The 15,840-nt window shown below is 39.2% G+C and carries 12 protein-coding genes; 9 read left to right on the top strand and 3 right to left on the bottom strand.

Going from position 1 to position 15,840, the window contains the following annotated elements:
* The first annotated feature begins 48 nt into the window (after window positions 1–48).
* From GD002_RS01505 to GD002_RS01490, 4 genes are all read left to right on the top strand, one after another.
* Window positions 49–1,485 carry an S-layer homology domain-containing protein gene (locus GD002_RS01505; RefSeq protein WP_153730547.1) on the top strand — a complete coding sequence of 479 codons (1,437 nt, stop codon included), beginning with the start codon at window positions 49–51 and terminating at the stop codon, window positions 1,483–1,485.
* Between the two features lie 17 nt (window positions 1,486–1,502).
* Complete coding sequence (locus tag GD002_RS01500) at window positions 1,503–3,737, top strand: S-layer homology domain-containing protein (RefSeq protein ID WP_153730546.1); 2,235 nt, start codon at window positions 1,503–1,505, stop codon at window positions 3,735–3,737.
* Window positions 3,738–3,884: 147 nt separating this feature from the next.
* Window positions 3,885–4,571, top strand: a complete 687-nt coding sequence (locus GD002_RS01495) for a general stress protein (protein ID WP_194841430.1) — start codon at window positions 3,885–3,887, stop codon at window positions 4,569–4,571.
* Between the two features lie 186 nt (window positions 4,572–4,757).
* Window positions 4,758–5,438 (top strand): C40 family peptidase, encoded by a 681-nt coding sequence (locus GD002_RS01490; RefSeq protein ID WP_153730544.1) that lies wholly within the window; start codon window positions 4,758–4,760, stop codon window positions 5,436–5,438.
* 42 nt (window positions 5,439–5,480) lie between these two features.
* On the opposite strand, the gene GD002_RS01485 is transcribed toward GD002_RS01490, so the two are convergent.
* Together GD002_RS01485 and GD002_RS01480 are read right to left on the bottom strand one after the other, a co-directional pair.
* A complete protein-coding gene (locus GD002_RS01485; protein WP_153730543.1) occupies window positions 5,481–7,040 on the bottom strand; it encodes an FMN-binding glutamate synthase family protein in 1,560 nt (519 codons plus the stop codon).
* 151 nt (window positions 7,041–7,191) lie between these two features.
* On the bottom strand, window positions 7,192–9,717 hold the full coding sequence (locus GD002_RS01480) for an S-layer homology domain-containing protein (RefSeq protein WP_153730542.1): 2,526 nt from the start codon (window positions 9,715–9,717) through the stop codon (window positions 7,192–7,194).
* A gap of 355 nt (window positions 9,718–10,072) precedes the next feature.
* Between GD002_RS01480 and GD002_RS01475 the strand changes: the two genes are divergently transcribed.
* From GD002_RS01475 to GD002_RS01465, 3 genes are all read left to right on the top strand, one after another.
* Complete coding sequence (locus GD002_RS01475; protein WP_153730541.1) at window positions 10,073–10,564, top strand: VanZ family protein; 492 nt, start codon at window positions 10,073–10,075, stop codon at window positions 10,562–10,564.
* Window positions 10,565–10,639: 75 nt separating this feature from the next.
* The gene (locus GD002_RS01470; RefSeq protein ID WP_153730540.1) at window positions 10,640–10,951 is read left to right on the top strand and encodes a hypothetical protein; all 312 of its coding nucleotides are present in this window, start codon (window positions 10,640–10,642) and stop codon (window positions 10,949–10,951) included.
* A gap of 234 nt (window positions 10,952–11,185) precedes the next feature.
* A complete protein-coding gene (locus GD002_RS01465) occupies window positions 11,186–12,598 on the top strand; it encodes a GGDEF domain-containing protein (protein WP_153730539.1) in 1,413 nt (470 codons plus the stop codon).
* A 100-nt stretch (window positions 12,599–12,698) separates the two neighbouring features.
* Here GD002_RS01465 and GD002_RS01460 read toward each other — a convergent pair whose 3' ends face one another.
* Window positions 12,699–13,283 (bottom strand): 3D domain-containing protein, encoded by a 585-nt coding sequence (locus GD002_RS01460; protein ID WP_153730538.1) that lies wholly within the window; start codon window positions 13,281–13,283, stop codon window positions 12,699–12,701.
* A 284-nt stretch (window positions 13,284–13,567) separates the two neighbouring features.
* On the opposite strand from GD002_RS01460, the gene GD002_RS01455 reads away from it, so the two are divergent.
* The gene (locus tag GD002_RS01455) at window positions 13,568–14,053 is read left to right on the top strand and encodes a general stress protein (RefSeq protein WP_153730537.1); all 486 of its coding nucleotides are present in this window, start codon (window positions 13,568–13,570) and stop codon (window positions 14,051–14,053) included.
* A gap of 188 nt (window positions 14,054–14,241) precedes the next feature.
* The gene (mgtE, locus tag GD002_RS01450; protein ID WP_153730536.1) at window positions 14,242–15,600 is read left to right on the top strand and encodes a magnesium transporter; all 1,359 of its coding nucleotides are present in this window, start codon (window positions 14,242–14,244) and stop codon (window positions 15,598–15,600) included.
* Window positions 15,601–15,840 lie beyond the last annotated feature (240 nt).

The following is a 15,840-nucleotide window of genomic DNA, read 5'->3' as shown; positions in this document are numbered from 1 at the left end:
ATGGCAGTGAGAGAGCACCTCTTACTGCCTAAAAGAAGGTGTTATGAAATGAAGATTTTCACCAGATTAAGTATATTATTTCTTTTTTCGTTCCTCCTCGTCTCTGTTTCGTTTAAGGCTTCATCTGCATTAGCCAGTCCAGTAGATGTAAATGGTGGTGTCATGAATGAATACGAATATAAAGAATTGTTTTTTCTAACGGGCTATCCGATCCAGTTCTCTGGTAAAGCAGTCGTCAGTGAAAAAGAAAGTAAAAATACGTTGACCCGTACCTACCGTTTCACGTTGACAAGCCCAAGTGGTGATAAATTAACCAGAAGTATGAACTATGTAGCAAATGTCAATGACCATGCAGGAAAAGGGCAAACGACCGCCCAATTTGAAGCGAAAAGCTATTCTGAAAAAGTGACAATCGGAAAAGATACGTACACGCTTGATAATTATCAGTATTCAGAAGGTACTGTCTCAGATAACTTGCCAGCATCGAGCTTTTATTCAGGTAATATGGTAGGTCGTAAAATTTACAAGTTTAAAGAGGCAGCTACGAAAAAGGAACACTTGATTACCGTTCATTTAAATGGTCGCAATATGGGGTATAAAAATTTCTGGGGTGCTACTGAAACTCAGTTGATGGATTCTGAAATCATTACGCCAAAGGGCTCGGCTTTCGTGACAAGCAAAGCATCCGACAGTAAGTCTCGTGTGTTGCAATATGAACCTTTTGATCCTTCCCTATCAAGCTTTACGGGTGGACACGCTGTCATTAGCTCTTCTGATATGGTCAGTGAATACACGTATGATATCCCATTTGGTGCGGGAAAAGGCAGAATGGAATTGCAAAAGAAAAACACACCTAAAATAGAGCGACTCATCGTGCCAAAATTCCGTGACTTAGATCGTCATCAGGCAAAAGATGCGATTCAAAAACTGTATTCATTAGGGATTTTTGATGAGAAATCTCAATTTTTCTCACCTAATACACCGATGAAACGTTATCAATATACAGTAGGGATTTTGAAAGCAGTAGATTTACGAGTATTGGAGCCACCGAAGAAGAGTAAAGTACCACCAAAACCTATTTTCTCGGACTTATCCACAAAAGATCCTGACTATATGTACATCGAAAGTGCCGTGGAACAAGGCATTATTACGGGTGTCACACCTGACTCATTCGAACCGGACAGTCCGATCACAAGAGTGCAGGCTGTAGCAATTCTCGTTCGCGCATTAGGCATGGAAGGCCGAGCGCCAAGTCCTGGTTTCAAGACACATTATGCGGATGATCATAAGATTTCAAGCTGGGCAAAAGATAGCGTCTATGTAGCTACTGAGCTCGGATTGATTCAAGGAAATGAATTTAATCGCTTTAATCCGCAACAACAATTAACGAGAGCACAAGCCGCACTCATTACCTCTCGTTTCTTAGACTTCTTAGAAAATGACTTAAAACAAAATTATCGCGATGATATTTTCTTCACTAAATAAGAAAGGGGGCGCCTACAATGAAGGCACGCAATTCATTTATATGGGGAATGTTGCTCGTCCTTTTTGCACTTTTGCCATTGCAAGTTTCTGCTAAAAGCACCTTTACAGATGTTAAAGATCGTCATTGGGCAAAAGACGCAATCCAATGGGCTTATGATGAAGGATTGACCGCTGGATATCCAGACGGCACATTCAAACCCGACCAAGCTATTACGGAAGCTCAGCTAGTCACGATGCTCGTCCGGTTTGACTGTACTTCACCCAATTCATTTGCAGCTTTGTCAGGTGAGCACAAAGCGATGGGCAATTATCGATATTTAAAAAGTCATTTCTTACCCTTAAATGGGACGACCAATCGTTATGCGAGAGATGCTTCCGTAAAAAAAGCCGATGCAGCTCGTATCTTCGCCGCTTATCAAGGTGTAGATCTTTCTAAACATCAAGCAGTCTATTATCTATATTCCAACGATATTGCAAATGGGATTACAGGAAAAAACGATTACCTGGATTTCGGGCCGAATGATGAGCTAACACGCGCTGAAACTGTTAGCTACCTTTATCAAATGACTCTTCAGCAAGGGTGCGAATTGCAAGGTCTTCATTCGAAAGCAACAGGAAAACATGATTCCAAATATGTGTATCCTGCTAATTTCATTAAAGACGATGAAATAAATTTCGAGCGTCCAAATCAACCTGCCCTTCCTGGTACAGATATAACAAAGCCATCTACTAATGTGGCAGTGGATATCGAAAAACCGGTGTTGACAGCGAATGGTAAAGATACCACGTTTATCACCTTCACATTCCGTGATTGTAATGGAGAATTAATTCCGTATGAAAGGGAACTATTATTCGATGTTACTTCTAAAGAAGGCGCGCGCTTTGAAGTGGAGAACTTTCAGAAAACAGCAAACACACTGTCTGAATGGCGAAATACTAGAGTCCTTTCTGACGGACCTGAAGTAACTGTAAAAGTAATCGCTCCTCGTACGACAAAGTATACAGTTGACACAATTACCGTGACACCTGTTGATAAGATGGGAAATTGTACACTTCCTTCCGCTACTGCAACAGTAACCTATGAACCAAAAGCAGAAGTACAGCTCGATATTGAACACTTATCATATGGACAAACTAGAGTTACCGCTACACTCGCAAAGCCTGGCGGTGACCGGATTTCTGGCTTCAACGGTTATCTTAAGCTTGAATCGTTATCAGGGCTACCATTTGATCAGTCCTATCCGAACTTTTATAACGGAGTAGCTACAACATACTTTACGACACCCCGTTATGCATTGAAGGATGAGATTATTGCAACGGCAGTATCAAATTCTACAATCAATGAAGATGCCGTCGCTTCAATTCTCAACAAAAGTTTCACTGTACCGGTAACCTTTACTTCTCCGATCACTGCTGACACAACATGTACAAACGAAAAGCCAGAAATCGGATTTGTTATCGACTCTTCTGGAAGCATGATTCGTAATGACCCGGATCGTCTGCGTGTTAGTAAAACAAAAGAATTTATCGATGCACTACATGCAGATAAAAATATTGCCACCCATTTCACAACTCGCGGGATGTTTTTACAACAAGGAACTCCTTCGTATGTCACGCCTTATTTGGAGAATGTAAGACAAAGTGGCGGTACAAACATCGCTAGTGGATTGAAAGTAGCGTTCAGTCATTTCACTACGGACCGGAAGAAAGTTGTGATCTTACTGACAGATGGAAAATCTTCTAGACAAGCTATTTTAAATGAAGCGGCAAATGCCAAAAAACTTGGTATCCGCATTTTTACAATTGGTCTTGGAAAAGATCTAGATGAAAGTCTATTAAAACAAATTGCAAATGAAACTGGAGGCAGTTACTATGCTATGCACGATAGCTTAGAACTTCCCCAGATCTATCAATCTATCCTGCAAGACATTAATTGCGGTATTCCGTTACCGACTTGTTCATTACTCTCGTCTGTTTTCGATTCTCCTTCAGTTAAGCTGACTAGCCGAGATATTCTAATGGAGACTGAAGTATCCAATGCTTGCGGAACAATCCAAAAAGTCATCGTTCGCTTTTCCTCTCGTTCAGGAGATTTGGATTACGAACTGGCACATAGAGGCCACAATATTTATATGATGAGTAAAGGGATTTTCGAGATTCAAGACTTTCAAATCGCCTCCCTTGCGACCTTCTTGGCATATGATGAGGACGGCAATTTGGTTGGAGAGCAAAAGGTAAAAATACAAAAATAACACGTTAAACCGGCAATGAGTCTATCACTCTTTTGCCGGTTTTTTATTAGTAATAATTCCCTGTTCTATGATAGTAGGTTTTCATATAACACCAAGGGGTATGGTATCTATACCAACAAAATTTCAAAAATTAGAGGAGGCAATACTATGAACGAAATGAACAACAAGACATTTATCGGTGTGTATTATAATGATTCTGACCTTCTCGACAAGATAGAAGAATTGAAACTAACAGGCTATCTTGACGACAACATTTATGTAATTGCTAAAAATGAAACGGATGTGTCGATGCTTCGAAGCCGAACTGCTGCCGATGTCCACGCTGCTTATGAGTCTTGGACTGACCGGTTTATCGGTTTTCTTACAGGAGAAAACCAAGTCAAGAGAATGATGTTTGGTGTTGGTATGGATAATACAGAAATTGACCGCTATTACGAGGAAGTGCAACATGGCGGTATGCTGCTATACGTAGACGAAGGATGGGCGTTCAGTGTTTTTTCGAAGGACGAACCTTTCTACACGGATGATCTCTCACCGGCCACATCAAAGAAATTTTCGGACCCCGATCGGAAGAGCGATCCTTTTCTAAATGAGAAAACAATGCAAACTACCCGACCAGTTGATGAAATTGAACCTTCTTATGGAGGTTATGAACCGTTGAAAAATCCAGTCCCTCCAGAAGTGTTAGCTGCTGATGTTCAGAATACTGATATTGTGAAAGAAGATGAAGAATCCCAGATCATTTCAAACTCTGAAATCTCTTCTACACATCCCGATGCTTTAATAGAAGATTCTCTTCCAAAAGATCCTACGCGTCCATTTCCGAGAGATTAATATTTCTACCTTATCGACCAGTTGTTCCTACCAGGGAGCAGCTGGTTTGTTTTATTACAATTACTTTACGAGATGACAACACTGTAACAACTTCTTAATAAGAACGTAATGTTTAGATTCTGCCAGTCGTGTAAGATGTAACTTGCAGCTAGATAGACATATACTATTTCGAAGGAGAGTCAGGCATTGAAGAAGTTTTTATTTTCGATATTGATGGCAATGATTATGGTAATTGGCTTTACGGGGGGCAACGCTGACGCAGCAAGTGTAGCGAAAGCAAAAAGTGGTACATACATAGCGAAATATAATACGAATGTCCGTGCAGACGCGGGCACCAAACATAGAATTGTGTTTTCAATTAAAAAAGGTACACGTGTTCAACTGACACACCAAAAGAGCGTTGGTTCAGAAGTGTGGTATAAAGTGAAGGTGAATGGCAAAAAAGGCTATGTGCTTAGCACACTTTTAACTAAGTCATCTGCTAAGTCAGTCGCAGCATCCACACCAGCAAAAAGTAGCACAGGTGTTGTAAAAACAGCAATGAACTTACGAGGTATTCCGTATCGCTTCGGCGGAACGACTACAAGAGGTTTTGACTGTAGCGGGTTTATCCAGTATTCATTTAAGAAAAACGGTAAGTCTATCTCTAGAACAACAACAGGACAGTATAAACAGTCAGCGAAAATCAAATCACCGAAACCAGGTGACCTGGTATTCTTCCAAAATACATACCGTAAAGGCATTTCTCATGTAGGGATTTATATCGGTAACAATAAGTTTGTCCATGCGGGCGGTAAAAAATCAGAAGTCGTCAGCTTGAGCAACCCGTATTGGAAGTCTAAATTCAATAGCTTCCGAAGAATCTAAACACTAAAAGTACTCGATGAACTATCTCATCGAGTACTTTTTTTATTCTACAGGATAAATCCTCCCCTGTTCATCTTTATAAATGACATGCTTTCGTTCGAACTTTGTTGGAGAGTCTAAACCTGCTGCAGCCGCTACTCGAAACAATCCTTCCCTCATTGTTAAAATGTAATTAGTGACTCGAAACTTTTTCTCCTCTACAACGAGCGCACGCTGTAAATGTTTATCAGTGGTGGCGACCCCTGCCGGGCATTCATTCGTATGGCACCGTTCTGCCATTATGCATCCAACGGAAATCATGAATCCACGAGCAATTTGTATCAAGTCTGCTCCCAGCGCCAATGCGATAGCCGCTTTATCAGGTGTAATGATTTTACCAGAAGCAATAATCTTCACTCGATCACGTACCTCGTACTTCCGCAACGCGTCATCTAATAAAATCAGCGCAGAACGTAACGGTAAACCCACACTATCAGCTAGATCTTGATAGGTAGCACCTGACCCTCCTTCTGCTCCATCTAGTGAAATGAAGTCAGGTCCCATACCCGTCTCCGCCATCTGTAAAGCAAGTTCTTCCGCATCCTCTTTGCCGCCAATGACTACTTTTATGCCAACAGGCTTCCCTCCTGCAGTGCGAATATCTTCTATGAAAGTGAACAATGAAGGATAATCATTGAATTGATTGAAACGGTTCGGGCTGTTGATGGATGTGAAAGGCGTGACATTTCGGATCGCTGCAATCTCTTCTGTCACTTTTTCTCCTTCTACATGGCCACCACGCATTTTTGCACCTTGCGCCAGTTTGATTTCGAACGCTTTTACTTGAGCAATTTGAGCTTTTTCCTTTACCTTTTCTATATCGAAATCTCCGCCTTCCGTACGAAAACCGAATAATCCCGAACCTATTTGAGCGATGATGTCGGCACCACCTGCTAAATGATGATCGGACAATCCACCTTCTCCTGTGTTCATCCATGCTCCTTGCGCCATCCCGATTCCTTTAGATAACGCAGTAATAGCATGCTCACCTAGCGCCCCATAGCTCATTCCCGATTGTCCGAGTAAACTGCGGACAACAAATGGCTGTTTACAGTCTGGCCCTAAGACGATCGCATCTTCTTCAGGCAGTAACCAAGGAAGTGTAGGGATTTCTTTGCGATGTTCCTTACGAGAAAATAAATTGTCTTCATCCACCTCATAACGCATTGTCTTAATTAGATTTTCATTATCTACGCGCATTTCTTCGTTTTGCTTTGTGAACATGGCATTACGGATATAATGACCCGGCTCTTGAAAATCTCGCTTGGAGCCAAATCCGATTACACTGCTCAAATATTTCCCTGGCATAACCATATGTAAATATTCTTGGCGACTGAATGGCTTCCCGCTATTATCGTCATTAAATAAGTACTGCCTAACTTCTGGTCCAGCCTTTTCTAGCATATATCGGACTCTACCAAGTACAGGATAGTTACGTAAAATAGCGTGTTGCTTTTGACGACGATCAAAGAAATACAGAAAGATTGCAATCACAATGGGTACTGCGAGCAGCAATAGCACAATCAATGATGTCGCAAAATAAATCCCTTCAAACCAGCGCATACTTCCACTCCTCTCGTAAACTTATACGTACTACTCTACCTGTACCCTTGGCAAGTAGCCTAGTAAACGTAAAAATCTCTATTCCTTGAACGTCTTCAAGGAATAGAGATTATGGATTACTATTTTTTCATGTACATGATGGAAACTACTATTATTTTGCTGCTGGTACGTTTACGTCAATAGAAGTTGTACTAACTGGAACAGTTTGTCCTGTAGGCGTTACGCTGACAACGATCGTCCCTTTCGCATTGGCGTTTACTTTCCCTTGAATTGATCCGCCTTCGATGCGTAAGTTAGTAATATCGTTATTGTTACCTGAATAGCTTTTCGCAATAGTACCTAATACAATATCAGTCTGCTCATTCAAACCATTACCGTCTACATCAATATAGATCTTACCGCTTTGATCGATAATTGGCGTTGCTTCAGTAGAAGATAATTTAATGCCAGTTGGTTTTAAAACAGCTACATTCAGATCTTCAGCTTTTGTTACAGCCTCTACCTTTTCAAATGCTACAGAAGAAATAGTAGGTGTAGAATCTACAACTGTAATAGTAGCAGTAGCTCTTGTTACATCGCCTTCTTTAATCTCGATAGTCGCAGTACCTGCTTTAACAGCCTCTACTTTAATTTCTCCAGTAGCTGGATCTATTGTAGCAGTCGCAACAGCTTTATCAGAAGAAGAGATTGCATATTTAGCATCTTTTTCTGCTCCGATCAAGAAGCCATTTTCGTTATATTGATTCCATACTAACGTGACTTTATTATCTTTCGAACCTTTCACTGCATCCAACTGAAGATCATCTGCAGCTGACTTGGTTTCTAGCTTTCTTGTTGCGACTTTTGTATCGTCAGAAACAGAAGCAGAAACAGTTGCTAGCACTGTATCGCCAGTCTTAATTTGGATATCTGTAGTTCCTGGTGCAATTGCATCTAATTCAACTGCCGCTTTTCCTTGAGATACTGTTTTAATGCTAGCTTTGACAATTGCTTCATCTTTCGTAGACACATCTAACGTTCCGCCAAATAGGTCTCCGTATTGGTCTTTCACTGTCAGTTCGATATCTTGTTTCGCACCAACGATGAGCTTAGATGTTGCGGATGATGCTTCGACTTTAGAAGCTGTTCGCTTGCCTGACACTACAGTCAATGGAACATTTTTAGTCGCATCGTCTACTTTCACCACGATGTTAACTTCACCAGGACTAACCGGTGTTACTTCACCAGTGTTGGCATTCACAGTCGCTACGCTTGGGTTGGATGATGTATAAGTTGCTGTTGGATTATCAACATTAGCTCCACTTAACGTAGTTGCTTTTGTTGCTTTTACATTCACCTTACCGCTTTCGACTGGAACTTTTCCGCTTTCAACTTTCACATCGCCTTGAGTAATTGAAACTTCACTGATTTCAGCAATATATGATCCGAAATTCAATACTTTTACATCTACTAAATCAGATTCTACGGATTTTCCATCTTTAGAAACTACGACTTTATATGAAAAAGTATCTCCTGCAACAAACTTCGTCTCATCTAATGCACCAGTAGTTTTGTCTTTAAGTACATTTGATTTAGTAGCTTGGAATTCTACTGTATAGCCAGCATCTTTCAACTTTTTCAAATCAGCAGGTTTACCATCTACAGTAAACGTTAACACTTGATCAGCTGCTGCATTTACTTGTGTAGTCGTTGCTACCACTTTGCCAACTTTTAACTCGTAAGTGAAGTTAATAGTTTTGACTTGATCATCTTGTCCTTCTGCTTTTGTTGTTACAGTAAGTGTCATTTCTTTACCGGAAGTCAGTTCGTCTTTTAATTCGATAGTAGCCTGAGTTCCTTCTTTGTTTGTGTTATAAGAAACAATCTCATTACCTTCTACTTTTAGCTGTTCTGCTTTTAAAGTCTGTAAGTTCTTACCTGTTAGTTGAAGTTCTTTTTCACTTGTAGCTTCAACAGATGCTACTTCTGCAACTTCAGGTACTTCCGGTGTTTCTTCACCCGGTTTTTCTACTTGAATTGTTTTGTGAAGGAAAGAAGCGAATTGTGCACGTGTTGTCGTTTCTTTTGGTCTAAAGTTTGGTGCCTCTGGGTTCGTGATATCGAAATAGTCGAGTACATCAATGTAAGGACGTGCTTCCGCTTTAGCTTTCGCTAGATCTATAACATCTTTATCGAATTTTTCTTCTTTCACATAGCTTAATAGATCCGTTTTGTTCACTGCATCGTAAGCACGAACTAAAACAATTGCCATGTTCTCACGAGTGATATTTCCCGCAGCATTTAATGTTCCATCTTCATATCCTTTGAATACATTGTTATCTTTTACGATAGCTGCAGATTGCAAGAGTTCATCGTTAGATTTAGCTGTTAAATCTTTGAAACGAGGATTTGTTTTATAGTCTTTAGGAATTTCATATCCCATAGAAACAAGCCACTTACCCATTAATTTCACTACATCAGAACGAGTTAATGTTTTATTTGGTTTAAAAGAACCGTCAGGATAGCCAGAAATAACACCTGCGTCAGATAGCGCATCGATTGCCGGTTTGTGTGAGTTGGTCTCTAGTACGTCATTAAAATCTGCCGCACTGACAACTGGTGCCACCGCTGAGGCAACTAATGCCGCTGATGCTACGCCTGTAATATATTTGCTGTATTTTTTTGATTGAAACTTCATAGAAATATTTCCTCCTTTTAATTCTTCTAAAACTACTTAATTTTAATAAAACTAAGAGTTGCATAAAAACATTCTCTGTTCCTATACCCTCTTTCTCCTTCAGTAATCATCAAAACAAAGATTATGTATCTGTTTCTCCTCGTATATTGACAATCGGAAGGGGGAAACAATTAAGCTTCCGAGATAAATCCTAACATATCCTTTAACAATTGGTAATGGTAATTGCAGGACACATTTATTGTAAAATGGTAACTATTGATCTATTAATATGGTAACTATATGGTAACCTATTTATAACTAGCGGCATTTTTTATTCTCGGTTAAAGCGGGCCCATTTTTATGATACAATCCAAATATGAAAAAACTTATAATCATCCTTTTACTAATAGTACTTTTAACAAGTTTATCGATTTCTTCCAGTCAAACGTATGAACAGCAATCTCTCGTATCCACACTAGAACAGCTATTGCCGGGGGAGCCTGGCAAAGATCAATTGTCAAAATTGGAGTTCTTCTATTGGAATCGGTCAATTTCGGTTGAAGAACGCGGTTACTATTACTTTGTAGAATTTTTAATACGTAAAGCTGCCCATTTTCTAACATTCGGTTTATTAGCTGTAGTAATTTATTGGCTATTACCCAAACGTCCTGGTCGTTGGCTAGGTGCCGCACTTCTTACATTAATTTTAGCTTGTGTAGATGAAGTGCGTCAGTCTTTTACGGGAGGCCGAACCGCTACTTTACAAGACGTTTACTTAGATATGGCTGGAGCGATTACTTTTCTTTGTATAGTTAGCTTTTTGCAATTTCTTCATTTGTTTAAAAATAAAAAGAAGGAATATATGTGATCAAATGTAACCACACTACTATTTTGCCCCCCTCAATAACCCATGTTACGATACAATGAAATAGGAGGCTTCTTAATGAATAACTCATCTGAATATGTAATTCAAACCCTTTCCTACGTTTCCATAGAGCGTGTCGTAGATCGTCTCGAACAAACCTTTCATACATCCTTTCATTCCATCAGCTTATTTCAGGATCGGATCACGACCTCCAAACAAACCTTCTATATAGAACATGTATGGGATGTATCTTACCGACCTTTCTCAGGTCGAAATGGGTTATTTTACCTACACACAAATGAAGGAGTTTTTACATTTGAAGTCGTTGAAGAGCCTCAACCTTTCATAGATGCCTTCAAAGAACTTCGAAATACACCGATGAATCTTTAGCCCCTAAAAAATTCCTCGTTATTTTATCATTTTAGGTAGTTTATCTATTTCTCAACAGGGTATAAACAACTAGTGTAAGCGTATTTTATAATAACTAAATTTTCTAATACACTCACAAAATTAACACAAATTGTCTGTGCTCTATGATATAATGGAATCATTGCAATTATCTAACAGCTATTCTTTAGTCCCGCTTATTAGCATAGACTAACAGACGAATGGGGAGGGCTAAATATGCTTCAAAGAGAAGATTTAGCGGCTTTAAAAAACTCAATTAGCTATTTACAAACAAAAGGAAAATATGAACAAGTACTTGTTTCCTCTGAAAAACTGTTAGAGAAAGGAACTCAATATTCGCTAGCAGATGCTATTTTAGCTGCTCATTTTTCAAGTGCCGTTGCTTCTTATTACTTGGGCAATATTAAAAAAGCGTTATTTCATATTGATCTGCATCATGAACACTGCTTATCGTATGGAACAAAAAATGATTGGTTGCAAGATTACTATTTGCAATATTTATTGTCTTCACTAACTGCCAATTTTGTACGCGCACAAAAAATGACCGAAGACGCACTATCTATAGCAAAAGAAGTTGAAGACTATCAGTTTTTGAGCATTAGTTATAATAACCTAAGTTTTACACTGAATAAACAAAAGCAATTTACCTATGCGTTAAAAGCTGCACAATCTGCAGTGAGGTATTCCAATTTGTACACATCGGATTCTCCTATTCTTTCTATTCGTGCTAGTTTAAGTTTAATTGAATCTGCCATTAACCTTCAACGTATTGATATTGCCAAAACAGCTGTTATGTGCGTAAAGCAAATTGGGGAACTTCAGATGTTTCCACGTGAAAAAGCTTACTTAGCCCTGTTGGAAGGTTGCCTTTATGAATTATTAGATCAACCTCAAGAAGCTTTTCGTCTATACACCGAAGCTAAAGAAATAGATGAATTATTTCATGACAATCTCTTTTTAAAAGAGATCCAACAAAAAAGAGTATGTTTAGCAGAGTTACTATGTCCACCTGAGGAACTCTATTTACTACAAAAAGAGTATATTGAGTTATTGCATGAGATAGAAAATCAGAGCTTAATCAAGACGGCTATGGAACTAGAACTCCGTTTAGAAGCACCTACTGACGAATTAAATATGCACATAGACTTTTTGACTGGTGTTTACAATCGAAAGTATTTAGAAGAAACGGCTGATAAATGGTTAAGTGAAAGTAAAGAAATAAAACAAGAAGTCGTTTGTATCGCATTTGATCTAGATAATTTAAAAGAAATCAATGATCAACATGGCCATTTAATTGGAGATGAAGCCATAAAATTAGTGGCAGAAACCTGCTCAGGAATCATTCGTAAAGATGACCTGCTTGGACGTTTTGGTGGCGATGAATTCGTTCTACTCATGCGGGGCATTTCAATTGAGCATGCGAAGATGAAAGCTCTTCAAATCTCTGAGGAAATTAAAGCGCTTTCTTTGCAGGTGAAGGAAAAACAAATTTCTATCACGGTTAGCATCGGATTAGGGGATACTCTTCATCGAGATGTAAAGAACTTTAAAGAACTCTTTCATCTAGCAGACTTAGCCCTATATCGCGCCAAACAAAATGGGAAAAATCAAATCGTATCCTTCGCTTAAATTGAACATGAATCCCTTTTATCAAAGGAATTCATGTTTTTTTGATGTCCCTGATCTAAAGCATAAAAAAAACCATCCGGAAAGAACCGGATGGTCGTGATCAATCAAGAATTTTTATTGTCACATTTTTGCGTCCCCATTGGTATGCACGTGTTTTATTAGGAATAAATACATCAATTTTATTTCCTTTAATCGCACTGCCAATATCTCCAGCTACTGCATAGCCGTAGCCTTCCACATGGACTTTTGTTCCTAACTTAATGACGTCAGGATCTACCGCAATTACCTTCAGATCCGGATTTTTACGTAAGTTCAAACCTGTTTTCGTCAATCCTGTACATCCATTGCAATGTGCTGTATAAGCCGTTGCACTTACTGTGAACTCTTTAACTACTTCTGGATTGTCAGAGCGGGATGGTAATTTATTTTTAGTAGAAGAGGTACTTGAAGCCACTTTAGATGGTTTCACTAAACGCAACTTTTGGTTTGGATGAATCACCGATGATTTCAAGTTATTCCACTTCTTAATATTCGTGACGGATACATTATGTATCTGTGAAATTTTATATAAACTGTCGCCTTTCTTAACTGTATATACAGAAGTTGCTGCGGACGTTTCATTCATTCCACTTGTAAATATGGTAATCAACATGGCTACTGTCAATGAAAATAAAAACTTCTTCAATGTGCCACCCCTAACTTTTTGATAGACCTAGCTTACCAAGCCACTGTTACAATTCTATTACAAGTATCAGTCGAAACTATTACAAAGATAAGTCCTTTGTTACAAACGTTAAATATTCCAGAAAATTTGCCTATAAAACAGGAATTTTGTCAGGTATAGTCTGATAAATTAGCCATCTATTGTCGATTTCGTCCTTTTTCCTTTTAACGTTTTGTTTCTGGACGGAAAGGGTAGTTTCCAAATAGCGGGAAAATAAAGAATGAAATTTGAGGAGGAACTTATTTATGGTTAAAAGACATGTAGTCGGAACATATGACACGGATAGAGAAGCGATCGCTGCAATTGAAGATCTTAAACGTCAGGGATTCACTTCGGATGAAATTTCTGTAATTAGTAAAAATGCAGAGGAAGTCGATTATGTAGTCGAAGAAACGGATACTCATGCAGGAGAAGGCGCGGCGACAGGAGCAGCAACTGGCGGGCTACTAGGCGGGCTTGGTGGAGTATTGACTGGACTCGGTGCACTAGCTATACCTGGTGTCGGCCCAATCATTGCAGCCGGTCCAATTGTAGCAGGTATTACAGGTGCTGCAGCAGGTGCCGGTGTCGGTGGGCTCGCTGGGGCTTTAATTGGGATGGGTATTCCTGATGAAGAAGCACATCGATACAATGAACATTTCAATCACGGAAAAATCCTAGTATTGGTTGATTCTGAGATCTATGATCCACTCACCAACCATACACCACATGGCCGAGGTCCAATTATGTAACTTGCTATCTAAAAGAGTCTCCAAAAGGAGGCTCTTTTTCTTTCGTATTTATCACCTTATACTTTCTTTCCTTCCTCCTCTTTTCCTTCCCCCTCTAAAACCTACCTAATATTGTTTGTTTCTTTCCCTGTTATTTAGGGGATAAGTACATAGACAACAACTATCTACATAGGAACGGGGTGCTGAAGATGCCAGTAACAAAAAATAGAGATGATATTTCAAGAGCCATTATTCAATTAATAAAAGATGGTAATTTAGAATCCTTGAAGAAAGCAATCGACGAATTGGAACCAGCTGAAGTCGCTGCTCAATATCGGCGCTTGTCAAAAAAGCGGCATACGATTTTTTTAGAGGTCATGAACTCCGATAAGTTAATTCAAATGCTAGGTTTTTTAACAAGAAATGAACAGCTTCGTCTTCTCGAAGTGGTAGGTCCTATTCGTTCAACTGAATTACTAGATAAAATGAAAAGTGAGGATTTATCGTATTTGCTATCCGATCTTCCGGATAAACAAGTCGATAAATTAATCGCAGAGATGCGTCAGGAAGAAAAGAAAAATATTAGACAACAACGGAAATATCCAAAAGGCGCTGCAGGACGAATCATGACAACGCGCTATGTTTGGATCCACCAATCTTACTCTGTCGCCAAGTCCATCGAAAAGCTAAAACATTATGAGGCATTCGCCCACTATTTGAATTATGTTTACATTATAGACGATGACAAACGACTAGTTGGTGTATTGTCGTATCGTGACTTGCTACTTGCGGAAGATGATGAATGCGTCCAAGATATTATGGAAACCTCTATCGCTAAAGTATTTGATACGACACAGCAAGGCGAAGTAGCAAAAATGATCGGACGATATGATTTTGTTTCGCTACCAGTGGTCAATGAAAATAATATTTTGGTAGGCATCATTCGTACAGACGAAGTTTTAGATATCGTAGTAAGAGAAGCAAATAAAGATATTGAAATGTTGTTTGCTTCTGGTAAATCTATCGACTTTCATACAAAACCCTTAGTTGCTGCCTATCGAAGGCTGCCTTGGCTCATATTATTACTTTTTATCGGCTTAGTTTCAGGTAGTATCATATCCCGATTTGAAGAGACACTGGAAGCTGTCGTCGCACTTGCCTTTTTCATGCCAATGATTGCAGGAATGACTGGAAATACGGGCACACAATCTCTCGCTGTCGTTGTGCGCGGTTTAGTGTCAGAGGACATGACCCTAAAAAAGTCACTTCATTTGATTTTCCGTGAATTAATTGTCGGCATTGTGTTAGGTATTGTATGTGGTGTGGTGATTTCGGTCATTGCGTATGTATGGCAAGGCAGCTTCACACTTGGATTAGTAGTTGGCTCCTCTCTGATTGCTACACTAATTATTGGTACACTTGCTGGAACCATCATTCCATTGATCTTAAATAAATTCAAGATCGATCCCGCTGTAGCTTCTGGTCCTTTAATCACCACAATCAATGATATTCTTTCATTATTAATCTATTTTGGAATTGCCACGATGTTTATCTCTAAATTAATGTAAGTAAATACCCCAACTTTTATTCATAAAGTTGGGGTATTTATCATATATTTAGAGTAATGAAAGGCGCTTGTAAGGTTCGTGTAATTTATATCAGTACGATGCCAAACAATACAGAAACATGACATTCTTCACAGTTCGATGATTTGCGTTTATTCTGTTCCCTATCGGTTATACTACTAGTAACACCAATTGCACAAAACGGATTTGGGTTGAAGTTTGGTGCATCTGGGTTTGTGATAG

It is taken from the genome of Sporosarcina obsidiansis, assembly GCF_009651005.1.
In the GTDB taxonomy this organism is placed as follows: domain Bacteria; phylum Bacillota; class Bacilli; order Bacillales_A; family Planococcaceae; genus Sporosarcina; species Sporosarcina obsidiansis.
Note: the sequence above shows the minus strand (reverse complement) of the source record. Positions and strands in the feature narration are given on the sequence as shown.